At 64.9% G+C, this 23,022-nt stretch carries 23 protein-coding genes and 1 pseudogene; 13 read left to right on the forward strand and 11 right to left on the reverse strand.

Translation table 11 applies throughout. From position 1 onward, the window contains the following. Positions 1–23 precede the first annotated feature (23 nt). The gene (locus tag ACRQ5Q_RS28940; RefSeq protein WP_439393310.1) at positions 24–2,033 is read left to right on the forward strand and encodes a GAF domain-containing protein; all 2,010 of its coding nucleotides are present in this window, start codon (positions 24–26) and stop codon (positions 2,031–2,033) included. 21 nt (positions 2,034–2,054) lie between these two features. After that, positions 2,055–3,761 (forward strand): alpha/beta hydrolase, encoded by a 1,707-nt coding sequence (locus ACRQ5Q_RS28945; protein WP_439393312.1) that lies wholly within the window; start codon positions 2,055–2,057, stop codon positions 3,759–3,761. Positions 3,762–3,763: 2 nt separating this feature from the next. Here the strand turns inward: ACRQ5Q_RS28945 and ACRQ5Q_RS28950 are convergent, their stop codons facing one another. Then, the gene (locus ACRQ5Q_RS28950; protein ID WP_439375541.1) at positions 3,764–5,350 is read right to left on the reverse strand and encodes an MDR family MFS transporter; all 1,587 of its coding nucleotides are present in this window, start codon (positions 5,348–5,350) and stop codon (positions 3,764–3,766) included. A 161-nt stretch (positions 5,351–5,511) separates the two neighbouring features. Further along, positions 5,512–6,027 (reverse strand): YcgN family cysteine cluster protein, encoded by a 516-nt coding sequence (locus ACRQ5Q_RS28955; RefSeq protein WP_439393314.1) that lies wholly within the window; start codon positions 6,025–6,027, stop codon positions 5,512–5,514. A gap of 292 nt (positions 6,028–6,319) precedes the next feature. On the opposite strand from ACRQ5Q_RS28955, the gene ACRQ5Q_RS28960 reads away from it, so the two are divergent. The 4 genes from ACRQ5Q_RS28960 (at position 6,320) to ACRQ5Q_RS28975 (ending at position 10,315) form a co-directional block, all read left to right on the forward strand. Next, a complete protein-coding gene (locus ACRQ5Q_RS28960) occupies positions 6,320–8,611 on the forward strand; it encodes a transglycosylase domain-containing protein (protein WP_439393316.1) in 2,292 nt (763 codons plus the stop codon). 9 nt (positions 8,612–8,620) lie between these two features. Next, positions 8,621–9,199, forward strand: coding sequence for a DUF1214 domain-containing protein (locus tag ACRQ5Q_RS28965; RefSeq protein ID WP_439374313.1), 579 nt, complete (start codon positions 8,621–8,623; stop codon positions 9,197–9,199). After that, on the forward strand, positions 9,196–9,780 hold the full coding sequence (locus ACRQ5Q_RS28970) for a DUF1254 domain-containing protein (RefSeq protein ID WP_439393318.1): 585 nt from the start codon (positions 9,196–9,198) through the stop codon (positions 9,778–9,780). The genes ACRQ5Q_RS28965 and ACRQ5Q_RS28970 overlap by 4 nt, the downstream gene beginning before the upstream one ends. 286 nt (positions 9,781–10,066) lie before the next feature. Next, a complete protein-coding gene (locus tag ACRQ5Q_RS28975) occupies positions 10,067–10,315 on the forward strand; it encodes a hypothetical protein (RefSeq protein WP_439374311.1) in 249 nt (82 codons plus the stop codon). Positions 10,316–10,544: 229 nt separating this feature from the next. Here ACRQ5Q_RS28975 and ACRQ5Q_RS28980 read toward each other — a convergent pair whose 3' ends face one another. The 3 genes from ACRQ5Q_RS28980 to ACRQ5Q_RS28990 all read right to left on the reverse strand — a co-directional run bounded on the left by ACRQ5Q_RS28980 (position 10,545) and on the right by ACRQ5Q_RS28990 (position 13,530). Further along, positions 10,545–11,711: an MFS transporter gene (locus ACRQ5Q_RS28980; RefSeq protein WP_439374310.1), complete on the reverse strand. Its 1,167-nt coding sequence runs from the start codon at positions 11,709–11,711 to the stop codon at positions 10,545–10,547. Between the two features lie 84 nt (positions 11,712–11,795). Then, positions 11,796–13,160 carry an NAD(P)-binding domain-containing protein gene (locus ACRQ5Q_RS28985; RefSeq protein WP_439393319.1) on the reverse strand — a complete coding sequence of 455 codons (1,365 nt, stop codon included), beginning with the start codon at positions 13,158–13,160 and terminating at the stop codon, positions 11,796–11,798. Between the two features lie 52 nt (positions 13,161–13,212). Further along, the gene (locus ACRQ5Q_RS28990) at positions 13,213–13,530 is read right to left on the reverse strand and encodes an ArsR/SmtB family transcription factor (RefSeq protein ID WP_439374308.1); all 318 of its coding nucleotides are present in this window, start codon (positions 13,528–13,530) and stop codon (positions 13,213–13,215) included. A 122-nt stretch (positions 13,531–13,652) separates the two neighbouring features. On the opposite strand from ACRQ5Q_RS28990, the gene ACRQ5Q_RS28995 reads away from it, so the two are divergent. Genes ACRQ5Q_RS28995 through arsC form a run of 3 tightly spaced genes read left to right on the forward strand, consistent with a single transcriptional unit; the run spans position 13,653 to position 15,111 of the window. After that, positions 13,653–14,012 (forward strand): ArsR/SmtB family transcription factor, encoded by a 360-nt coding sequence (locus tag ACRQ5Q_RS28995; protein WP_439393321.1) that lies wholly within the window; start codon positions 13,653–13,655, stop codon positions 14,010–14,012. Then, the gene (locus tag ACRQ5Q_RS29000) at positions 14,012–14,713 is read left to right on the forward strand and encodes an aquaporin (protein ID WP_439393323.1); all 702 of its coding nucleotides are present in this window, start codon (positions 14,012–14,014) and stop codon (positions 14,711–14,713) included. The genes ACRQ5Q_RS28995 and ACRQ5Q_RS29000 overlap by 1 nt, the downstream gene beginning before the upstream one ends. Beyond that, positions 14,710–15,111: an arsenate reductase (glutaredoxin) gene (gene arsC / locus ACRQ5Q_RS29005; protein ID WP_439374307.1), complete on the forward strand. Its 402-nt coding sequence runs from the start codon at positions 14,710–14,712 to the stop codon at positions 15,109–15,111. Before ACRQ5Q_RS29000 ends, arsC begins: the two co-directional genes overlap by 4 nt. Positions 15,112–15,179: 68 nt before the next feature. Here arsC and ACRQ5Q_RS29010 read toward each other — a convergent pair whose 3' ends face one another. Together ACRQ5Q_RS29010 and ACRQ5Q_RS29015 are read right to left on the reverse strand one after the other, a co-directional pair. After that, entirely contained in the window at positions 15,180–16,067 is an 888-nt protein-coding gene (locus tag ACRQ5Q_RS29010; RefSeq protein ID WP_439393325.1) for a DUF1259 domain-containing protein, read from the reverse strand. A 42-nt stretch (positions 16,068–16,109) separates the two neighbouring features. Beyond that, positions 16,110–16,343, reverse strand: coding sequence for a hypothetical protein (locus ACRQ5Q_RS29015; protein ID WP_439374305.1), 234 nt, complete (start codon positions 16,341–16,343; stop codon positions 16,110–16,112). Positions 16,344–16,762: 419 nt separating this feature from the next. Between ACRQ5Q_RS29015 and ACRQ5Q_RS29020 the strand changes: the two genes are divergently transcribed. Next, positions 16,763–17,845: a Cj0069 family protein gene (locus ACRQ5Q_RS29020; RefSeq protein WP_439393326.1), complete on the forward strand. Its 1,083-nt coding sequence runs from the start codon at positions 16,763–16,765 to the stop codon at positions 17,843–17,845. Positions 17,846–17,893: 48 nt separating this feature from the next. Here the strand turns inward: ACRQ5Q_RS29020 and ACRQ5Q_RS29025 are convergent, their stop codons facing one another. Both ACRQ5Q_RS29025 and ACRQ5Q_RS29030 read right to left on the reverse strand, forming a co-directional pair. Beyond that, positions 17,894–18,655, reverse strand: coding sequence for a hypothetical protein (locus tag ACRQ5Q_RS29025; RefSeq protein WP_439374303.1), 762 nt, complete (start codon positions 18,653–18,655; stop codon positions 17,894–17,896). A gap of 16 nt (positions 18,656–18,671) precedes the next feature. Next, complete coding sequence (locus ACRQ5Q_RS29030; protein ID WP_439374302.1) at positions 18,672–18,860, reverse strand: hypothetical protein; 189 nt, start codon at positions 18,858–18,860, stop codon at positions 18,672–18,674. Positions 18,861–19,108: 248 nt separating this feature from the next. Here ACRQ5Q_RS29030 and ACRQ5Q_RS29035 point away from each other — a divergent pair, with 248 nt between their 5' ends. Beyond that, on the forward strand, positions 19,109–19,393 hold the full coding sequence (locus ACRQ5Q_RS29035; protein WP_439393328.1) for a hypothetical protein: 285 nt from the start codon (positions 19,109–19,111) through the stop codon (positions 19,391–19,393). 247 nt (positions 19,394–19,640) lie between these two features. On the opposite strand, the gene ACRQ5Q_RS29040 is transcribed toward ACRQ5Q_RS29035, so the two are convergent. Further along, positions 19,641–19,763, reverse strand: coding sequence for a hypothetical protein (locus tag ACRQ5Q_RS29040; protein ID WP_439399978.1), 123 nt, complete (start codon positions 19,761–19,763; stop codon positions 19,641–19,643). A gap of 57 nt (positions 19,764–19,820) precedes the next feature. Between ACRQ5Q_RS29040 and ACRQ5Q_RS29045 the strand changes: the two genes are divergently transcribed. Together ACRQ5Q_RS29045 and ACRQ5Q_RS29050 are read left to right on the forward strand one after the other, a co-directional pair. Continuing rightward, positions 19,821–20,810 carry an AAA family ATPase gene (locus ACRQ5Q_RS29045; RefSeq protein ID WP_439399894.1) on the forward strand — a complete coding sequence of 330 codons (990 nt, stop codon included), beginning with the start codon at positions 19,821–19,823 and terminating at the stop codon, positions 20,808–20,810. Positions 20,811–21,087: 277 nt separating this feature from the next. After that, entirely contained in the window at positions 21,088–21,234 is a 147-nt protein-coding gene (locus ACRQ5Q_RS29050) for a DUF6471 domain-containing protein (protein WP_439393329.1), read from the forward strand. A 1,481-nt stretch (positions 21,235–22,715) separates the two neighbouring features. Here ACRQ5Q_RS29050 and ACRQ5Q_RS29055 read toward each other — a convergent pair. Continuing rightward, positions 22,716–22,985: pseudogene (locus ACRQ5Q_RS29055) on the reverse strand (cupin domain-containing protein); the annotation flags it as partial. Between the last annotated feature and the right edge of the window lie 37 nt (positions 22,986–23,022).

Raw genomic sequence — 23,022 nt, forward strand, 5'->3', positions numbered from 1 at the left:
CTCCCGGCCGCACCGGACGAACAATGACCGCGCTTACCGAGGATATGGCCGACGCGCTGAGGCGCAGGATCGACGAGCTCGAGCAGCAGCTGACATCGAGCGCGGCGGAGAACGCGCGCCTCGCCGATGAAAGGCGGGAAGCCCTCGAGCGGCAGGCCGCGACGGCCGAGATCCTGAAGGTGATGGCGGCCTCGCCGTCCGACGTACAACCGGTGTTCGAGGCCATCGCCGCCAATGCCAACCGGCTGATCGGCGGATTCTCCACCGCGGTGCTGCGCTACATCGACGGCGCCGCGCATCTTGCGGCCTTCACGCCGACCGATCCGGCCGGCGACCGCGTGCTCCAGGCCTCGTTCCCAGTGCCGTTCGCGCAGTTCCCGGCCTACCAGCTCGTGGCCAATGGAGCCGCGGCACAACTGCCCGACACCGAGCTCGAGCCGGCCGCGCGCGAGATCGCGCGCGCCCGCGGCTTTCGCAGCATGCTGTTCGTCCCCTTGATGAGCGAGGGCGCGGCGATCGGCGTCATCATCGCCACGCGCCGGACGACCGGCGCCTTCGGCGAGCACCATGTGCGCCTGCTCCAAACCTTCGCGGACCAGGCGGTGATCGCGCTCAGCAATGTCAGCCTGTTCAACACGACCAGGGAAGCGCTGGAGCGTCAGACCGCGACCGCTGATATCCTGAAGGTGATCGCGGCTTCGCCGGCCGATGTCACCCCGGTGTTCCAGGCGATCTCCGACAGCGCCAAGGCGCTGATCGTCGGGCATTCCTCCACCGTCACCCGCGTCATCGACGGCATGCTGCACCTGGCGGCCTTCACCACCGACAATGAAGCCGGCAACGCGGACCTGCTCAGCTCCTTCCCGGCGCCGCTATCCTCGTCGGGCATTCACAGCCGGGTGGCGATGCGCGGAGAATATGCCTTCCGCAGCGACATGCAGAACGAGCCCGATCTCACCGACGCCATGAAGGAGCTGGCGCGGACCCGTGGCTATCGCAGCATTCTCGTGGTGCCGATGCTGCGCGACGGCGTCGCGATCGGCACCATCGCGGTGACGCGACGGGAAGCCGGTCAGTTCCCGGACAAGGCGATCAATCTGCTCAAGACCTTCGCCGACCAGGCCGTGATCGCCGTCGAGAACACGCGCCTGTTCAACGAGGTGCAGGACCGCACGCGTGAGCTCGCCAGATCGCTCGATGATCTCAGGGCCGCGCAGGACCGGCTGATCCAGACCGAGAAGCTGGCCTCCCTCGGCCAGCTCACCGCCGGCATCGCGCATGAGATCAAGAACCCGCTCAACTTCGTCAACAATTTTGCCGCGCTCTCCGCCGAGCTGACGAGCGAATTGAACGAGGTGCTGGCGCGTCTCCCGCTCGCGAGCGACGTCCGCAGCGAGGTCGAGGAGCTGACGGGACTTCTGAAGGACAATCTGGAGAAGGTCGTGCAGCACGGCAGGCGCGCCGATTCCATCGTCAAGAACATGCTGCTGCATTCGCGTGAGGGCGGCGGCGAGCATCGCTTGAGCGACATCAACACGCTGGTCGAGGAGAGCCTCAACCTCGCCTATCACGGCGCGCGCGCCGAGACACCGCAGTTCGACGTGACGCTGAAGCACGAGTTCGATTCCGCGGCCGGCCAAGCCGAAGTCTTTCCGCAGGAGATCACGCGGGTGCTGCTGAACCTGATCTCGAACGGATTTTACGCGGTGACCAGGCGCAAGGCGGAGGACGGCGGCGCGGGCTACGAGCCGATCGTGACCGCTACGACGCGCGATCGCGGCGACCGCATCGAGATCCGGATCCGCGACAACGGCACCGGCATTGCGGACGAGGTGAAGGAGAAGATGTTCAATCCGTTCTTCACCACCAAGCCGGCCGGCGAAGGCACCGGCCTCGGGCTGTCGATGAGCCATGACATCGTGGTCAAGCAGCACGGCGGCACGATCGACGTCGCGACCAAGCCGGGCGAGTTCACCGAATTCACGATTCTGCTGCCGCGAAAGAGCGGCTTCCCGAACAAGGACAAACTTTAGCTTCGTTCTTAAGGTGCTTTCATGTATCTGACCCGGCTCATTCGGCGACAACTGGTCTCGCTGTCCGGCGTCGGCCTCATGCTGGGCGCCCTGTTCTTCGCGGCCGCGCTGACACCGACGCTGGTGCCGCGGAGTTATCTCACCCAAGGTGCCCTCGCCGGCGCCTGCTTCGCGATCGGCTACCTTGCCGGCAATCTTTGGCGCTGGCTGTGGCACTATCTTGAGCTGCCAGAGCCATCGGCGCGCCTGCGCTCGCAGGCCAATGCGCTGGTCGCGGCCGGCTGCCTGCTCGTCGTCCTCATCTATCTCTGGCGCGCCGCCGAATGGCAGAACTCGGTCCGCGCCGTGATGAAGATGGCGCCGGTCGAGACCGCGCATCCCTTCAAGGTCTGCGCCATCGCCCTCGTCACGTTCGCCGCATTGCTGCTGCTGGGGCGGCTATTCGCGCTTGTGTCGCGATTCCTCATTTGGCACGCGAAGCGCATCATTCCCCGCAAGATCGCGAACGTCATAGGCATCGTGGCTGCAGGCCTGCTGTTCTGGTCCATTGCCAGCAACGTCCTGATCAGCACGGCATTTCGCGCACTCGATTCGTCTTTCCGTGAGCTCGACGCCCTACACGAGCCCGAACGGCCGCAGCCGACCGCGCCGGATCGCACGGGAAGTCCGGCGTCGCTGCTGAAGTGGACGGAGCTGGGGCGCACCGGCCGCCGCTTCATTGCCTCGGGTCCGACCGCCGCGGACATAGGCGCCGTCACGGGCCGGGCCGCACATGACCCCGTGCGCGTCTATGTGGGCCTCGCCGGTGGAGGCACGGCGCAGGCGCGCGCGAAGCTCGCGCTCGAGGAGCTCAAGCGCCAGCACGGCTTTGAACGCAAGATCCTGATCGTGATCACGCCGACCGGGACCGGCTGGATCGATCCGTCCGCGATGGATACGGTCGAATATCTGCACCACGGCGATGTCTCGAGCGTCGCGATGCAGTACTCCTACCTCAACAGCCCGCTGTCGCTGCTGTTTCAGCCCGAGTACGGCGCGGAGGCGGCGCGCGCCCTGTTCGCGGAAATCTACGGCTACTGGACGAGCTTGCCGAAGGACAAGCGGCCGAAGCTGTACCTGCACGGCCTCAGCCTCGGCGCCATGAACTCGGAGCAATCCGCGGAGCTGTTCGAGACGATCGGCGATCCCATCGCCGGCGCACTATGGAGCGGACCTCCCTTCGAGAGCCGCATCTGGCGCTCGGTCACCGCGAACCGCAATCCGGGCTCGCCGGCGTGGCTGCCGGAATTCCGCGACAGCCGCTTCGTGCGCTTCATGAACCAGAACGGGCCGACGGTACCGCCGGATACGCCCTGGGGCCCGATGCGCGTCGTCTACCTGCAATATGCCAGCGACGCGATCACGTTCTTCGCCTACCGCGATGCCTTTCAGCCCCCGGCCTGGATGAGCGCACCGCGCGGGCCGGATGTCTCACCGGAGCTGCGATGGTATCCGGTCGTGACGATGCTGCAGCTCGCACTCGACATGGCGGTCGCGACCCATACCCCGATGGGCTTTGGCCATGTCTACGCGCCCGAACATTACGTCGACGCCTGGGTCGCGGTCACCGATATCAGTGATTGGTCTGCCGACGCGCTGGCGCGGCTGAAGAGCCATCTTGCGACGAGGGCACGGCAGGAGGCCGGTAGCCCCGCCGGCGAAGATGCTTACGCCGATCGCGGCGGCTAATTTTACTCCGCCATCTCCACCTGCGGCGTAACGGAGGGGCCGGCGAGCGGCCGCTCCTCCATCATGATCAGGCAGAGCGCGGCGCCCGTCATCAGCGCGGTGGCGGCGCCGAAGACGTAGCGGAATGCGTGCCGCATGTCCTCGGTGGGGATCGCAGGGATGCTGCCCGCGACATGATGTTCGCCGGCGAGCGGAATGTCGGCGCCGAGCGCGATCAGCAGGATCGCCGCGAAGGCCGCGACCGTGAACGAGGACATCAGCGAGCGGAAGAAGTTCAGCGCGCCGGTTATGGTGCCGACTTGCGGCCGCGAGACCGAATTCTGGATCGAGACCACGCAGACCGGGAAGGTCGTGCCGAGGCCCAGCGCAAACGCCGCCATCAGCAGCAGCAGCCCCCACAGCGGCAAGGTGGTGAACGTGAGACCGAGGCCGCAGAGCGCCGCCCAGGACGTGCCGACGATGGCGACGCGCTTGTAGTGCTTGGCGCGCGCCATGGTGCGGCCGGCGATCGCCGCACCGCAGGTCGAGACCGCCGCGAGCGGAATCAGCGCAAGCCCCGCCTCGCTGGCGCTGAGATGGTAGACCGACTCGTAATAGAGCGGGAGCTGCACGGTGAGGCCGGTGATCGCGCCGAGCGCACAGCCGCCGGCGGTCAGGCCGAATGGTACGACCGATCCGCCGAGCAGAGGCAGGGGCAGGAACGGCTCGTCCGCACGGCGTGCATGCCAGACGAAGGTGACGGCGAGCGCGACGGCACCGCCCACCATCGCGAGCACGGTCGGCGACAGCCAGGGATAGCGCGTGCCGCCCCAGGTCAGCACCAGCATGAACACGACTGCGGAGGCCATCAGCAGCACGCCGCCGAGCCAGTCGACTTTGCGCTTGCGGTGGAAGACCGGGATCTTCTTCATCTTCGGCAGCAGCAGCGCCAGCGCTGCGGCCGTGAGCGGAAGGTTGATCCAGAAGATCATCGACCAGTGCAGATGCTCGGCGAACACGCCGCCGATCACAGGGCCGAGGATGCCGCCGACCATCCAGACGCTGGAGAAATAGGCCTGGTACTGGCCGCGTTCGCGTGGGCTCACGACGTCGGAGATCACCGTCTGCACGACCGGCATGATGCCGCCGCCGCCGAGACCCTGGAGGCCGCGCGCGAGGATCAGCATCGGCATGTTCGGTGCGATCGCGCAAAGGATCGAGCCAGTCACGAACAAACTGAGCGACGTGATGATCATGGCCTTGCGGCCATAGATGTCACTCAGCGTGCCGAACACCGGCGCGACCGCGGTCGAGGCGAGCAGGTAGGCCGTGATCACCCAGGACAGGTTGGAAACGTCCTGGAACTGGCGCCCGATGGTCGGCAGTGCGGTCGCCACGATGGTCTGATCGAGGGCGGCCAGGAACATCGTCAGCATCAGGCTGATGACGATGGTGCGGACCTCGTCGGAACTCAGCGGGGCCGGCGGCGCGATGGACGGCGCGTCATCGACGCTGATCACCTCGCTCGGAAGTCGGGAGAGCTCCTCGGCGATGTCGTCGGGCAATGCCTGGATGTCGGCAGAACTGCTCTGCCGGTCGAACTTGTTCATCTCGATCGGACGCATGGGAGCGGCGCAACGCCGCGAAGGATTCGTTCTATGAAGCCAATGTAGACAGCAAAGTTCTTCTCGGGCAGGCACCGCGGCGCATGGGTGCATCCCACCCCCGGGTCATCCCGAAGACGTGATGGCCGAAAGAGCCAAACGACGGATCAGTCCTTCGGGCGTCGCTTCAGACGTGCCCGTTTCGGCAGCACGGCGGGCCATTGCACGATGTGGTCCTCGAGTTCCTCGTCCGGGACCTCCTCCTCGCTGCCCTCGACCCGGCCGCGCACGGAGACGCCGGCTTCATGAACAGTGTTGGGATCGCCCGAGACCAGCGGATGCCACCAATAGAGGTCGCGTCCCTCCGCGACGAGCTTGTAGCCGCAGCTTGGCGGCAGCCAGTTCAGGGTGCGGACATTGGCCGGGGTCAGGCGGACGCAGTCCGGAACCTTATCGGAGCGATTCGGGTAATCCTTGCAGGCGCAGGTCGACCCATCGAGCAGCTTGCAGCCGATATGGGTGAAATAGATCTGGCCGGTGTCCTCGTCCTCGAGCTTGTTCAGGCAGCAGCGGCCGCAGCCGTCGCACAGGCTCTCCCACTCCTCCCCAGACATCTCTTCCAACGTCTTGGTTTTCCAGAAGAATCCTTCCTGTCCGGAAGGTCGTTTGGGAGCTGCGGTCATGCGCCTCAACAAGATTCGAAAGAGCTACGGCTAACCCATCTAGGCCGCGCGGCCGTGACGCTGCAAGCAACGTCCCCGGAACGCCCGTAATGAACCGGGGTTCAATTAGGCCTGTTCAAAATCGCGAGCCTGACCATTGGTTTATGGGCCCTGCTCGGCTAGAAGGAACACAGAGTCCCCAGAGGACGCGAACCGGGCGCCTTGGGTTTGCCGCAACATTCCCTCAAGACGTCTCGATGCCGCCCCCGGCCGGGTGCTTGAACGCTTTCGAACCAAGCCTCAAGGGTTCTAGGTGCGCCAGATCATACCACCGCAATGGAAGCACAAGGTCGGGAATTTCTTCCTGGACCTCGATGCCCGCATCGATTCCTCCCTGTTCTCCTCGGCCAAGGGCATCCGCGAGCTCTACGAGCGTTACTCGACCTTCATGGACCGCTTCTATGTCGGGCGGTGGAAGCGCTGGGTATTCATCGAGCCGCTGTCGGAGGCGGCCACCCTGGGGCTTGGCGGCCTCGTCGTGATGCTCACGCTCGCCATCCCCGCCTTCCGCGAGACTGCGGATGAGGACTGGCTGAAGAAGTCCGATCTCGCGGTGAGCTTCCTCGACCGCTACGGCAATCCGATCGGCAGCCGCGGCATCAAGCACAACGACTCCATTCCGTTGGAAGACTTTCCGGATGTCCTGATCAAGGCGACGCTGGCGACCGAAGACCGCCGCTTCTACGAGCATTTCGGCATCGACATCGCCGGCACCGCGCGCGCGCTCGTCACCAACGCGCAAGCCGGCGGCGTGCGGCAGGGCGGCTCCTCGATCACCCAGCAGCTCGCGAAAAACCTGTTCCTGAGCAACGAGCGCACCATCGAGCGCAAGGTCAACGAGGCCTTCCTCGCGATCTGGCTGGAATGGCGCCTGACCAAGAACGAGATCCTCAAACTGTATCTCGACCGCGCCTATATGGGCGGCGGCACTTTCGGCGTCGACGGCGCGGCGCATTTCTATTTCAACAAGTCCGCGCGCGACGTCACGCTGTCGGAGGCGGCGATGCTCGCCGGCCTGTTCAAGGCGCCGACCAAATACGCGCCGCACATCAACCTGCCCGCAGCACGTGCCCGCGCCAACGTCGTGCTCGACAACCTCGTCGATGCCGGCTTCATGACCGAGGGCCAGGTGTTCGGCGCCCGCCGCAACCCGGCCTTCGCCGTCGACCGCCGCGACGAGGCATCGCCGAACTACTATCTCGACTACGCCTTCGACGAGATGCGCAAGCTGGTCGACACCTTCCCGAAATCATACGTCGAGCGCGTGTTCGTGGTGCGCCTCGCCATCGACACCAACGTGCAGAAGGCGGCGGAGGACGCGATCGAGAACCAGCTCCGCCAGTTCGGCCGCGACTATCACGCAACGCAGGCCGCGACCGTCGTCGCCGATCTCGACGGCGGCATCCGCGCCATGGTCGGCGGCCGCGACTATGGCGCCAGCCAGTTCAACCGCGCCACCGACGCCTATCGCCAGCCCGGCTCCTCGTTCAAGCCCTATGTCTACACCACGGCCCTGCTCAACGGCTTCACGCCGAACTCGGTCGTGGTCGACGGCCCGGTCTGCATCGGCAATTGGTGCCCGCAGAACTATGGCCATTCCTATTCCGGCTCGGTGACGCTGACGCAGGCGATCACGCGCTCGATCAACGTCGTGCCGGTGAAGCTGTCCATCGCGATCGGCCAGAAGGAACAGCCGAAGGCGCCGAACCCGGCCAAGATCGGCCGCGCCAAGATCGTCGAGGTCGCGCGCCGCTTCGGCCTCAAGGCGCCGCTGCCCGACACGCCCTCGCTGCCGATCGGCTCGGACGAAGTCACCGTGCTCGAGCATGCCGTCGCCTATGCGACGTTCCCGAACCGCGGCAAGGCGGTGACGCCGCATTCGGTGCTGGAGGTACGCACCGGCGGCGGCGATCTGGTCTGGCGCTGGGACCGCGACGGCCCGAAGCCGAAGCAGGCGATTCCGCCGAACACCGCCGCCGACATGGCGGGCATGATGAGCCACGTCGTCAGCGAAGGCACCGCGCGTCGCGCAGCCCTCGATGGCATTCCGACGGCGGGCAAGACCGGCACGACCAACGCGTATCGCGACGCCTGGTTCGTCGGCTACACCGGCAATTTCACCTGCGCGGTCTGGTACGGCAACGACGACTACTCGCCGACCAACCGCATGACCGGCGGCTCGCTGCCGGCGCAGACCTGGCACGACATCATGGTCGCCGCGCATCAGGGTGTCGAGGTCCGGGAGATCCCCGGCATCGGCATGGGCCAGAAGCTGCCGCCGCAGCCGAAGGACGCGAACGCGCAGGCCAGCGCGGCGCCGAAGGTGCTGGAGACCAAGCCCGGTCCGCCGCCCGTGCTGACCAAGCGCGGCGCCGACATCCTGGTGCGCGTCGAGAAGCTGCTCGATGACGCCGCCAGGACCGTGAACAAATCGACGGCTGACGACAGCAATCCGGCCAAGCCGTCCTCGGCATCGAGTGCACTCGCCTTCCCGCAGAATTATGCGGAAGAGAATGCGAATACATCCGCCCCGCGCAAGAACTGATCGAAACCCGTGCGGCTGATCCTGATCACATTGACGGCCCTTCTGCTCGCGACCGTGGTGGGCGTCGGCGCCACCTGGATGACGACGACGCGCGGCACCGAGATCGGCGCGCTCACCATCGGCGCCTGGACGGCGCGGCCGCGCACCGGCACCGCCGACGTCGATCCCTATTCGCGCGCCACCATCGTGCGCAACGGCGAGCTGCCGATCGGCACCGGCGACGGCGTCGCCTTCACCGCGACCACTGATGACAAGAAGAAGGCGCTCGACGGCCGCTGCGACGTGATCGTGTCCGGCGTGACGCCGCCGGCGCGGTTCTGGACGCTGACGCTGTACGACCGCAAGGGCCACCTCGTCGCCAATTCGCTGCAGCGCTACGGCTTCACCAGCCAGGAGATCGTGCGCTCGTCCGACGGCTCGTTCGAGATCCGCATCGCCTCGCGCTCGCGCGCCGGCAACTGGCTGCCGACCGGCGGCATCGAGCGCTACGCCCTGATGCTGCGCCTCTACGACACCCCGGTCGGGGTTGCCACGCGCACCCAGCGCGATGCGCCGATGCCCACCATCTCGACGGTGGGCTGCTCATGATCCGCCTCGCCTTCACCATCGTTGCCGGCGTGGTGCTGGGCCTCGTGGTCCATCTCGTCAGCGTGCTGGCGCTGCCGCGGATCGCGACGCAGGATGCCTATTCGCGGCTGACGCCGATGACCAAGCTCAACGGCGTGACGCAGCTTCCCCTCGCCGATCCGCAGACCTCGCCGATGCCGTTCATGGACCCGGCCTTTGCGCTGGCGATCTGCCGCTACGACCTCTCGGGCGGCCCGATCAAGCTGACCGTGCCGGTAAGCCAGGCCTACACCTCGGTGTCGTTCTACACCCGCAACGAGATCGCCTATTACGCCATCAACGACCGCTCGGCCGGCAAGAAGGTGATCGAGCTCGACCTGATGACCGAAGCGCAGCACGAGGAGCTGCCGGAGGACGAAGAGGTCACCGCGGCAGACCGCCTGATCATCGACTCGCCCAGCACCACCGGCCTGATCGTGATGAAGGCGCTCGCCCCCGAGCCCGGCCTGATGCCGCAGGCGCAGGCGACGCTCCAGGCGGCGACCTGCGGCCCGCAGACCGAACCGCAGGCCAAGGCCGAGGCGCCGCGCGGACGGCGCTGAGCGGCGGTTTCGGCGATGCCAAACAAAACTGCGAAAACAACCCCATGCACGGTAGCGGGGCATTGAAATCACGAGACGACCTCCTTTCGATCGGGTGCACCCGTTTGTAGGGCGTGATGCTTCGGCCCGCCGTCAGCTTGACCATGTGGACAGGGGGTGCGGAACGTCCCGTCGACGTGACCGACGCTTGAGAAACGCTTAAGAGACGCTTCCAGTGTGACGATCGGCGTAGCCTTGGAACAAGTTGCTTGCCCATGCAGTTTCCTCAATTGGAGAGGAAACCCAGATGAAAACAGCAACGCTTGCTTTAGCGATCTTACTCGCCTGCTCGACCGGCTATGCCTCGGCCCACGGCGCCAAACGCCATCACCATCACGGGTGGTTCAATTCAATGAACATGATGCACGGCCCCGGCCGGACCGCGGCCAGGACCGACCCGAACGGGACGGCCGGCGGGCCGACGAGCGTCAGTGGCACCGGCCCCTCAAAATTCGGGGGACAGATCCCCGGAGCCAGCGGCGCGGCACGACAGTAGTTCTGCAAACTGCAGTCTCAACACATGCTCGGGCTGCCCCGGGCACACGCCGGACGTTTAACGTTCACCGATCCGCGAACACCGTGCATGTCGCCCTATCGGCGACCTGCGAGCAGGTTTGACTCGTCGGGCAAAACAGGGGCATATTGGGATCATCGAGAGTTCGTCACACCCGCGCGGAGCAGTCCGTCGCGGGTGTTTTGTTTGGGAGCACGTGCTCTCACGATCGTTACTTTGCCTGCGTCATGCGCGCCCATAGCAGCGCCACCGGCCCCAGTGCGATTCCGCCGGCAAGAACGACGAACGCCAGCAGCCAGCCGCTCGCGCTCTGCGGACCGCCGGCAATGTCGAGTGCGGCGCCGGTTCCCCATGCTCCAAGTGCGGACAGGCCGAAGCCCACCGTCGAGTGCAGCGCGAGCGTCGCGCCGCGATGCTCGGATGCCGCCGCGGCCGACATGCCGGCGGTCAATGCGCCGGAATCGGCGGGCACGGTCAGTCCATAGATGAACAGCAACAGTGCGAGCAGCCATGCCGGCGCCGTCGCATTGAGCCCGATCACCAGCGCCACGCAGGCCGACGCGATCATCACAAGCGTGATCGCACGATGGCGGCCGAATTTCAGCGCGGCCTCGTTGCCGAGGATGCTGGCGGGCATCGAGATCACCGCGAAGCAGAAGCTCAGCACCACGGGGCTCAGCCACGATGGCGCGCCTTGATGCGCGACGACGAATGTCCAGAACCCGACCAGCCAGGTGCGGATGCCGTAGAGCTCGAAGCAATGGGCGCCATAGCCCAGGATGTATCCGAGTGCTTCGCGGTTGGCGAAGACGGGCGCGAAGTTCAGCAGCCGCCCGGCCTTCGGCGCGGGTTGCCGCCGGTCGATCAGGAGGCACGCGACCACCATGGCGATCGGGCCGCAGCCGGTGACAAGGAAAGCGGACCGCCATCCCCAGCCGTCGGCGATCAATTGCGCGACGAGAAACGAGAGGCCGACGCCGACCGAGAAGCTCGACGTGTACAGCGTGACCGCCCGCGACGTGTCGCCGGCGGGAAGCCGATCCGTCAGCGCCTTCAGGCCCGGCATGTAGGCGCCGGCAAAGCCAAGTCCCGCGAGCGACCAGATCGCGGTCCCCGACCAAAACCCTTGCGCGAAGAGACCGAACGCTGCGGTCGCGAGGCCGCTGATGATCGAGCCCCAGAGCAGGACGAGGCGCGCATCGATGCGGTCGGTCAAGGTCGTGAGCACGGGCACTGCGAGCATGTAACCGAAGGCATAGCCGCTCGCCATCAAGCCGCCTTCGGCGGCGGAGAGCCCCCACGCCGGCATCAGGTGCTGCGCCAGGTTTGCGGACAGCGTGACATGCGGCAGCAGATTGCCGACCTGGCCGATGCACATCACCGCAATCAGGGACCGACCGCTCAGCTTAGGAATGGAGCCCTCCATCGCGAGCAAGACAGCGCGATCGCCGGCAGGAGCGCCTCATGAACCGCCACACCCGGAAGCGCCCGACGTCTTCGCCGTTTCGTCGGCAGCGCAGCAGGCCGACAAGTCCTGCTTTGCCGGCCCGCCGCAGCATTCCGACGCGGCAGCGGTCTCGAGGCCGCCGCGCGTGCAGACGCCGGTCTCGGGCAGCACGAGCTCGACTCTCGCCGCCGCCGCCTTGTCGCCGGCAAGATCGGCTGCAATCGAGCGGACCTGCTCATAGCCCGTCATCATCAGGAAAGTTGGCGCACGACCGTAGGATTTCATGCCGGCGAGATAGAAGCCCGGCTCGTCATGCGCGAGCTCCCGCGCGCCATGCGGGCGCACCGTCCCGCAGCTATGCTCGTTGGGGTCGATCAGCGGCGCGAGCGCGGCGGGCGCCTCGATGGCGGGATCGAGCCGCAGGCGCAGCTCGGACAAGAAGGAGAAGTCGGGACGAAAGCCGGTCGATACGATCAATTCGTCTGCGATCACGTTGCGCGCACCGCAACACGAGCCAGCCGCGATCTCGAGGCGACCGTCGGATTCCGAGAGGTGCGTGACGCCGAATTCGGTCTCGACCTTTATGTTGCCGGAGGCGACAAGCGCGGCGAAAGCGGCGCCCAGCTCGCCGCGTGCAGCGAGCTTGTCGTTCCGGCCGCCACCGAATGCCTTCGCAGGATCGGCGCCGCGCAACAGCCAGACGGGTTGCGTGCCCGGCTCATCGTCGGCGAGATGCACGAGATCGATGAGCGTACCGATCGCGGAATGGCCCGCGCCCAGGACAGCAACGGTCTTGCCGGCATATCGGGCGCGGCGCGCACCCTGCACATCCGGCATGCCGTAAGCGATACGAGCGCTGCACTCCGGCTCGCCGATCGCAGGCAAGCCGTTGCGGCCGGCCGGATTGGGAGAGAGCCATGTGCCTGATGTGTCGATCACGGCATTCGCATGCAGCACCTCGGGCCCCTTGCCGTTCTGGTAACGGATTTCGAACGGCGCCTGCTCCCTGCCCCTGGTCTTCGCCTTGTCGAAGCCGGCGCGGCTGATGGCCGTGACGCGGCTGGAGGTCCGGATCGCCTCGCGCAGCGGCGTTCGCGTGGCGAGCGGCGTCAGGTACCCGTCAAGCAGCTCGCCGCCGGTCGGATAGGACTGTGGGTCCGGCGAATTCCATCCCGTCGGCGCCAGCATGCGCGCGGCAGCCTTGTCGACGTTGTACTCCCACGGCGAGAACAGCTGGACATGCTGCCACTGGCGGATGGCGTGCCCAGCCTCGGGGCCGGCCTCCAGCACAACGGGCGACATGCCGCGTTCGAGCATATGGGCTGCTGCAGCCAAGCCGACAGGTCCTGCCCCGATGATGGCGACCATCCTGGCGTTCATTCGTTCTCCTCCCATATTTCTAGAATCATCGAACAACATAGGCCAAAAAACATCACGCGGCCGTCTGCGTATTCCTGCACCCGACCTCGTCAGCGCAGCACTCCGCCGCCAGGAAATCGACCAGACCCTGCATGGCCTCGAAGTTCGCGTGACAGACGAGCGTTGTCGATTCCCTGATCTGACTGACGAGCCCCACCGAGACCAGAGTCTTGATGTGGTGCGACAGCGTCGAGGCTGGAATCTTCAGCTTTTCCTGCAAGCGACCGACGGGCATGCCCGCGTGTCCAGCCCTGACTAATGCGCGATAGATCTGAAGCCGGGTCTGATTACCCAGGGCTTCCAAACGTGCTGCTGCGTCGGCAATCTTCATGGCGCAACGATGCGCCCGATCGTCCGCGCCGTCAACCGTATTTCTAGAATATTCGAAATACGGCCTGGGGATGCTTCGGATTCGGATTGACCGGGCTCTAATATTTCCATAACTCTAGATATATGGAAACCGAAGAGGCCGTCCTCGCGCTTGCCGCCCTGTCCCAATCGACCCGTCTGGAGGCCTTCCGGATGCTGGTCAGGCACGAGCCCGACGGCCTTGCGGCCGGCGACCTCGCTCGCTTGCTGGAAGTGCCTCAAAACACGCTCTCCGCGCATCTATCGATCTTGAGCCGCGCACGCCTCGTCTCCTCCGAGCGGCACAGCCGCTCGATCGTCTACCGCGCCAACCTCGGCGAATTCCGCGACGTGGCCGTTTTCCTGCTGCGCGATTGCTGTGGCGGGCGGCCGGAGGTTTGCGAGCCGGTCGCCAAAACCCTGCAGTCCCGCTGCGCGCCAAAACGAAAGGAGCGATCACGCTAATGGAGACATTCGATCTTTCGCGGCGCCTCGCAGCCGAAGCGCTCGGCACCGGCATCCTCGTTGCCACTGTCGTCGGCTCCGGCATCATGGCGGCGACGCTGACCAGGGACGTCGCGCTTGCCCTGCTCTGCAATACCCTGCCGACCGGAGCCATTCTGGTGGTCCTGATCACGGTGCTAGGCCCGATCTCCGGCGCGCATTTCAATCCGGCGGTCACGCTGGTCTTCACCGGCAGGCGCGAGCTGCGGGTGAATGAAGCCGCGCTCTACATCGTCGCGCAGATCGCCGGCGGCATCGCCGGGACGATCGCGGCGCATCTGATGTTCGGCCTGCCCGTGCTCGATCCGTCGACCAAGGTCAGGACCGGCGGGCCACAATGGTTTGCCGAAGCCGTCGCCGCTTTCGGGTTGGTCGCCACCATTCTCGCCGGCATCCGCTTCCAGCGCGCGGCCGTTCCCTGGCTGATCGGCCTCTACATCACGGCCGCGTACTGGTTCACCGCCTCGACGTCGTTTGCCAATCCGGCCGTGGCGATCGCACGTTCGCTCACGAATACCTTTTCCGGCATTCGGCCCGTCGACCTTCCCGGGTTCATCCTCGCGGAACTCTGCGGGGCTGTCGCCGGCATGGTATTGATGAACTGGCTGCTCGGGCACGCCACGACGCGCGGCCCAGTCCCTGTTGCGGAGACCCGATCATGAGTGTCACGATCTATCACAACCCCGGCTGCGGCACTTCGCGCAACACGCTTGCGATGATCCGGCAGAGCGGCACCGAGCCAGTCGTCATCGAGTATCTGAAGACGCCGCCGTCGCGCGACAGGCTCAAGGAGCTGATCGCGGCGATGGGAATTCCGGTCCGGGCGCTGCTTCGCGAAAAGGGAACGCCCTACAAGGAGCTCGGCCTCGCCGATCCCAAATGGACGGACGACGAATTGCTCGACTTCATGATGGCGCATCCGATTCTCATCAACCGTCCGATCGTGGTGACGGCGAAGGGCACGCGGCTGTGCCGGCCCTCGGAGGCCGTCATCGATCTGCTGGACAATCCGGTCGGGCGGTTCGTGAAAGAGGATGGTGAAGTGGTCGAGGCCAGGTAGGCTCGAACGCCACGAACGCATTTCACTCAGACGGCCCGATCGGAGACCGATTCAGATCGGGCACCGCTTCAGGTCTTCGTGCTCGCGGTCTTGTCGAGCGCGGCCCGCAAGCCATTGGCGAGCTTGATCGCGTCGTCGTTGGCCCAGAAATGCATGAAGAACAGGCGCGGCTGCTCATCCAGCATGTGGCTGTGCAGCGCCGTCACGGCGATGCCGTGCGACCGCAACGCCTTGATGACGGGGTTCACCTCGTCGCCGGTCAGCACGAAGTCGCCGGTGATGGCCGCCTTGCCGCCGCCGGTGGGCTGGAAGTTGATGGCGGTTGCAACGCCCAGCGGCCCGACCGGGCTCAGCTGCATGCCCTGCTCGGTGACGGGTTCGCGGCGGGGCACGTTGAACTGGTAGACGCCGCCATTGGCCTGTCCCTTGACGCCGATGATCTGGTCGAGCTGCGCGGTGTCGAGATCGACGGCCGGCGGCGGGGCCGCAGGAGCCGGCACGGAAAGCGGCGTCTTGCTTTCGGCGAGCGCCTCCTTGAGGGCGGTTGCGACCTTGAGCGGATCGCCGTGACCGGCGACGTGCATGTAGAACGTCGCCGGGCTCGCGCCGAGCAGATGATTGTGCACGGCCGTGATCTCCAGCCCGCTCGCGATCATCTTCAGCATGACCGGGTTGATCTCGGACTCGAGCAGCACCAGATCGCCCATCGCCATGACGCCGCCATGGGCGGGCTTGAACGCAACCCAGCCCCCGAGCGCCAGCGCCGGCTTGATCGTGACGCCATCGAGCGTCACCGTGAGGTCGGTGCGCGGAAAGCCGTAGCGATGCACGTCGCCGGTCACCGCCGGCTTGCGGCCGAGCGCATCATCGACCTTTTGCCAGTCGACATCCTGCGCGCGGGCGGTCGTGATGAAGCAGGCGCCGATGGCCATGAGCGCCGAGATTGTCTTGCGCATTGTTTCGCTCCCTTGAGCTTGAATTCGGATTCCGGAGCTGCCTTAGTTTCGCTCCTTGATTTGGCCGCTGCTGTCGACAACGAGCTGCACCGGCTTGCCGTCCTTGATCGCCCTGGCGGTCGTTCCCTCTGCGGTCGACTTGATGTCGCTGACCTCGGTGTAGCCAGCCGCCTTGATCCTGGCGACGAGCTCGTCCTGGGTCAGCGCGCGTGCGGCCGATGCGCCGCCCGCCAGCGCCAGAATGAGGAAAGCCCGAAGGATTGTCCGTGTGCGCATGGTCGTTCTCCTGGTCGTGTCCCCGCCCCAGGTGAAGTCCGTTTCGCAAGGTGACGCGCATCGGCAAGGCCGGCGCGCCGCGCCGGAACAATGAGCCGAAATGATGTGTCGGATAATATCGGGGTGTCAGATGACATGTGGCGTCCTTGGCGAAAAATCAGGACGAGATTCTTGGGCATGTCGCCTCACGGGGAGATCGCATGTCCCCGGGCGGCCGAGTAGAAGCCGGGGTGGGCGGGCTGTCAACTCACCGCTCCCCAAGGGTCCTCACAAAGAATTTTACGATTCGTTGGAACCACGCCAACACTCTTGAACCCTGAAGACCATCTCACGTAAGCTGGTCCTCACGGGGACAATGCAGACTCCCCTTGAGACCCCGGTCCAAGCTCTGCGCAGCACGCAATACGTGGAGCTTGCGCATGGACACCGAACGTCACTCCTCTCCCCGCCACACCGTAGCCATCCTCTCACGCGGCGACGCTGCCGTGCGCCGCGAGGCCACGGCGCAGAACAGCCGCTTCGTCCGCGTCTTCGAAGCCCTCGCCGCCGTCGGCATCGAAGCCTACCCGGTGATCTACGACGAGAGCTTCGCGGGCGCCGTCCGCGATCAATTGCTCGGAGCCGACGGCGTGCTGGTCTGGGTCGATCCGATCCACCAGGGCAAGACGCGCGCCGGGCTCGACGCCCTGCTGCGCGACGTCGCCGCGCATGGGCCATGGGTGAGCGCGCATCCCGACGCTATCCTGAAAATGGGCGTCAAGGAGGTGCTCTACCGGACGCGTCATCTCGGCTGGGGCGCGGACACGCATCGCTATGACACCGCCGCAGGCTTCCGCAGCCAGTTTCCCGCGCGCCTTCGCGCGAAGGGGCCGCGCGTGCTGAAGCAGAACCGCGGCAATGGCGGCCAGGGCGTCTGGAAGGTGGAAGCGCTGCCCGACAGCGACGGCATGGTTCGCGTGCTGCATGCGCAGCGCGGCAGCACGCCCGAGGACATGCCGCTCGATGCTCTCTTCGCGCGGTGCGAGCCCTATTTCGGCTGGGGCGGCTGCATCATCGACCAGGCGTTTCAGCCGCGCCTGCCCGACGGCATGATTCGTTGCTACATGAGTGGCGCCAGGGTTGCAGGCTTTGGACACCAGAAGATCAAGGCCCTGATCCCGCCGCCGCCGGAGGGGCCGGATTCCCCCGAAGCTCAGCCTGGGCCGCGCATCATGCACGGTCCTGACGCACCGCAATTCCAGGCGCTGCGGCGAGCGATGGAGGACGAGTGGACGCCGCAGATGATGGCGACGCTCGGTATCGACGAGCCGTCATTGCCCGTGATCTGGGATGCGGACTTCCTGTACGGGCCGAAAGATGCGGCCGGCGCCGATAGCTACGTGCTGTGCGAGATCAACGCGAGCTCCTGCTTTGCGATCCCCGATGAGGCTCCGGCCGCGATCGCGCGGACGGTGAAGCAGCGCATGCTGCGAAGCCTCGGCGTGCACGACGGGCAGCGCTGACGCGCCGCCCGTCTCTGCGTCACAGGAAACCGGTCGCTCGCAAACCGCTCAGCCCTTCACCACGACGGCGCGGCCGTAAGGCGGCTGGCTCATGACCGGCGGATTGGCGGTCTGCGCGGCGAGCTCGCCGATCAGGCGGTCGGCATCGGCGGCCATGCCGTCGGGCGCCTGGATCACCAGGCGCTCCAGGGCCCAGCGATAGGAGGAGACGCGCTGCTCCAGGCACTGTTGCACCCACTGCACGATCAGCGAGTTCTCCTGCATGCGCGCGACCGCATCGTCCCTCTCCCACGGCGAAAGCGCGGAGACGCGCGCCATGCTGGCATCGCGCTTCCTGTCGAGATCGATGACCCGGATCGCGCTGGCGAAGAACGGCTCGAAACGGGTGATGTCGTTGCGGACGTCCTCGATCAGCTGCGCATAGCGCGAGGAGTGCGAGCGGTGCGGCTCGTCGATCAGGGTGCGGCCGTACATGGTGCGGTCGAACACGATCTTCTGCCGCCACGGCGAGGGCAGCGGCTTGTAGTCGCCGAATACGCTCTTCCAGGCCGGGCGCGACAGCGGCGGCTCGATCATGGGATAGGCGAGGTCGCGAAGCTGGCGCTCCTCGTCGGTGAGCTGGAATTGCGAAGGCCTCAGGCCGACGCTGCCGGTAGCCTCGGCGCCCAGCCAGCGATGCATGTCGTCGCTGCGCATGTCGGCGCGGGTGCGGCCGAAATCGCCGCCGCTGCAAGCGCCCAACGTCGCGCCGAGCAGCGCGAGCAGGACGGCCGATACGAAAGGCCGGATATGGCGGATGGGGTCCGGCATTGCAAAGAAGCCGGTCCTAGCGGCGGCGACGACGGCGCCCCGGCGCTGTGCCCTGCTCCGGCCCGCGATCGCCGCTGGTTTCGTCGCTCTCGCGCTCGATACGGATCACCGGGAGAATCAGAATCATCCCCGTGTCCGCGCGCGGTGTGACGTCCCCCGACGAGCCTGCCCGGCGACCGGCCGGAAATTCGATGATGGTCCCCATGTCAGCTCTCTCAATTGCCGCGCGATCAAAATACGCCCCTGCAACATCGCGATCATTAAGATCAGCTCATGGTTAACGGGGTGTAAACATGCGCTTTGGACCGTAACCGCACGGACCGGCGGCGCCGTCCCGACGCGGCACGAGAAGGCCTCAATTTAAGCGTCGGCTTCACGCCTCGTTTTCCTTAACGAGGCTTTACCGTGAAGGCTTTGATTTCATTTGCGTCCGGTCCCCCGAAGGAGCAGCACATGACCGACGCACCAGCCACGAACAGGAAGCCCGCCGATCGCCTCGCTGATCTCCGCGGGCAGATCAAGGTGTTGGAAGCCGAGGAGGCGAAGTTGCGCGCCGGCTTCATTGCCGGCGAGCATGCGCTCGAAGGTGACGAGCACGCGGTGACCGTCGAGACCAAGACCAATCAGCGCATCGACGCGCGCCGCATGCGCGCGGCCGTCGAGGCGTCGATCTGGTCGCCGTACGTGATCGAGACCGCGTCGACCTACGTCACCGTCGTCCGCAAAGGAGAGAGGTGAAAAGTTGGCGCAACGCCGAATCGTAACTACATGATCGAAACCGCCGCGTCGTGACGACGCCGCATCCTCTGAACGGATCTGCCAAAGTGCACTCAACCCCCACCTGAATAACCGAAAAGCCCCCGCTCGTCAAAGCGGAGGCCCTTCCGGGAAGTTGTGTGAGAGACGGCTACCACCCCGTCGCTCGGGCACCAAGGCTCACAGTGGAGAAAGCACCGTGAACCACATATCTAAGAATCCGGCCGCATCAGGTCAATACTTTGACGATGTCGACGCTGAAGAAATCGAGCTCGAAGACTACTGCGACCTGCTTCGTCGGTGCGGTGTCGGGCCGGCTGACGATGCCGCCGAGCAGCAGCACAATAAACACGCTATCAACCTCAATGAGGCGCACTCCAAGCCGCTGATCGGCTCCAGCGCGGACTTCGTGCAGGGCTTCATCCCTCCCGACTACCTGCTAGACGGCATCCTGCAACGCCGCTTTTGCTACAGCTTCACCGCTAAGACCGGCACCGGCAAGACCGCGATCATGCTGCGGCTCGCCGCGCATGTCGCGCTCGGCAGGCCGCTCGGCAACCGTGATGTAGAGCGTGGCAAGGTGCTCTACTTTGCCGGCGAGAACCCCGACGACATCCGCATGCGCTGGATCATCATGGCCGTCGAGATGGGCTTCGATCCATCGGCGATCGATGTCTATTTCATCGCCGGCACCTTCAAGATTTCCGAGATGATGGGCCGCATCAGGGAGGAGATGGTATGGCACGGCGACTTCGCGATGATCGTAGTCGACACATCGGCGGCCTATTTCGAGGGCGAGGACGAGAACAGCAACGCCCAGGCCGCGGCACATGCTCGCCGTCTGCGCGCCCTCTGCACGATGCCCGGCGGCCCCTGTGTCGTGGTCGCCTGTCACCCTCCGAAGAACGTGGGTGACGACAACCTGCAACCCCGTGGCGGCGGTGCCTTCCTCGCCGAGGTGGACGGCAACCTGATCGCTCGCAAGGATGACTCCGCTGTCGAGATGCATTGGCAGGGCAAGTATCGCGGCCCCGACTTTGCGCCGCTGATGTTCCGGCTATTGACCGTCGCCCACCATCACCTGAAAGACAGCAAGGGCCGGCTGATCCCGACCGTGCTCGCCGAGCCGCTGAGCGAGGAAGGCCGGCAGGAGATGGCCGCCACCGGACGGTCGCAAGAAGACCAACTCCTGCAGGCGATCGCCGAGAAGCCCGCGGCGTCATTGACGGAGCTGGCAACCTTGCTCGGTTGGAAGACCCGGGATGGCATGCCGAACAAGTCCATGGCGCAGCGCAAGGTTGGCGCCCTCATCAGGGCCCAGCTGATTACCAAGGGCCGCGATGGCTTCGCCCTGACCCCCGCCGGCCAGAAGGGCCTCGACAAGATCCCCCCGAAATAGGTCGGCCAGGCGTATCGCGGGGCACAACCGTATCGCCGGGGGGCCCTCTAAGAGGGGCCCCCGATACGATACGGCTTGCGCCGGTCCCCGAAGGGGTGAACCGTATGGCCGCATCGCATCGCGTGATACGGTTCATATTGCAGGACTTTTCACCCGTCCGTATCGCGAATCATATCGCCGCCGATACGGTCGGACTCTATTTAAGATTGTAGCGTAACCGTATCGGCCAACCGGTACAACGGGAACCCGGTCTGGAGGAGCGCGGCGCCTCAAGCAGTTGGCGACACGGCTCAAAACACATGGGCTGAAAGAAACCGGGGCCTCGATTGCCAATAAGCTGCCTAGGGGAACCTTCCCGGCCACCTTCTTCCTCGCGTGTATTGCAGCCCTAGAACTCGACGGAGTAGCATTGGAGGAAATCTAGCGGCGGGGGCCGATGCTGAAACCAAGCCCTTTCTTTGCGGCGATCATTATTTCGCTGCTTATTCTCGTTGCGGGCCTCGTCCACGCGTTAAAACAGCTCCACAGGTCAATGCCGAGCAGCAGGCCGACGGTGCTAAGGGGGGTGCTGTCCTAATTAGGGCACCGGCGATTTGAAATTAGGACTTGGGCCGTTGCCAAGTTTTCCGGATGCCCTTCGCCCCAAGGGTACCGGCCCCAGCTCCATACAAGTCCCCGATAGCCCCGCGAGCTGGGGCCGCTTTTATACGTAGGTATAGCTGATTCAGCCGACCCGGAGCGCGGGCGGCCTCGTCATGTGTAACAGCGTTGGCGGGGCCGCTGCCACTTGTGCGGCATTCCAGGCCGCACAGGCTATTCTCACCGATGGCGGAGAGCCGTTGGCTGCGCTCGAAGAAGGTGCCGACTGTTTGGGCGAACTACTGCCAGATTTTAGACAATGGGCCCGCCGGTTCACGCTGGCGGGCCTTCACCTAGTCGCGTTCATAATATCTTGGCGCGTACCGATCCCGGCGATCTCGGTAATAGTCGTCGCGGTAGCCGTAGCGAGGCTGGACGTAACGTTGTCGAGCGTAGGCGCCCGGGGCGTGATAGTCGTTCGGAAAGCAGCGACCGTTCGAATAGTTGAAGTCGTAGCCATCCGGACACGCGCCGTCTCTTCCTCGGAATTGCACCTGTTGAACTTGGGCTTCCTGCGCAGGGGCGGCCGGCAACGGCCCAAGCGCAGCTAACGACAGAATTGCAGCTTCAATAAGCACCGTTTTTCTCCCTCTCGGTCGATCTGTAACGAAGGGCACGGAAGCGAGTTCCTGCGACAATGCTTATAGGACGCTCACGCAGAACGGCCATTGAACGAAACATTCACTTGCGGTTCACACGCGCGACACCGGCGGGCATACTAAGCGACCAGAACAGTGGAGCTTGGCGCCACGTACAAGGCTTTCGTTTTGGAAACGCAGCCTCTCAACTTCCTTGTTCAGCAAGTAGACTGTAGTCCAACCCTTCAAGAGTAGAGCCAGTCCAACAAGTAAGGCGAGATATGGAAGTGCGCTGCGAATTTGCGCTCGCCGGTTCCATTAGACCAATGTACGTTCCATTGTGCTTTGCTTATCCATGGCAGTCATAAGTCTTTTGATTTTTATGATGCTTTGGCGGGAATGGGTGTCCGCCGCGGGGCCTCTCTAAGAATCTGATTTTACGAAGATTCTATCGTGACTCGCGGAGCCCCACATTTTGCCCCACGACTATGCGTCGCTGTCACTCTCCGTCCGCTGAAAACCATCGTCCGAACCCACGGAGGAAAAGCTGGTCACGCTCCTTAAGAAACCGGCCGCTCTTGACCGGATCGATGCGATCGGCTTCGGCAAGAGCCCAACGCGCCCAGCGCTCGACCTCGTCCGCCGGTGTATTCATCCCCGCTCCGGCAGCTGCCCTCCTGACCTCATGGTCTCCGACACCATAGCGCGCCGGCGGTGCACCACCGACCTCAAGCATGATCGACCCTTCGAGGATCACGACGGTCTCGTCGAAATCGTAATGCCAGTTGAACTTGCCCTCGGTGCAGGACCAGATCATGGTCTAGGCGGTCTTGCACGCGCTCTTCGACACAAGGTGCGAACGAGCTTCCGGATGGCCTTCAATGATCCATGACGGCTCGATTGGGGAAGGTTTGAGATTAACCGTTTCGCAATATGCAGCTTCAATAAGTTCGCGCATCAAAGCCTCGCATGCATCATTTCTCGGCATACTCAAG

It is taken from the genome of Bradyrhizobium sp. PMVTL-01 (genome assembly GCF_051861855.1).
GTDB lineage: Bacteria > Pseudomonadota > Alphaproteobacteria > Rhizobiales > Xanthobacteraceae > Bradyrhizobium.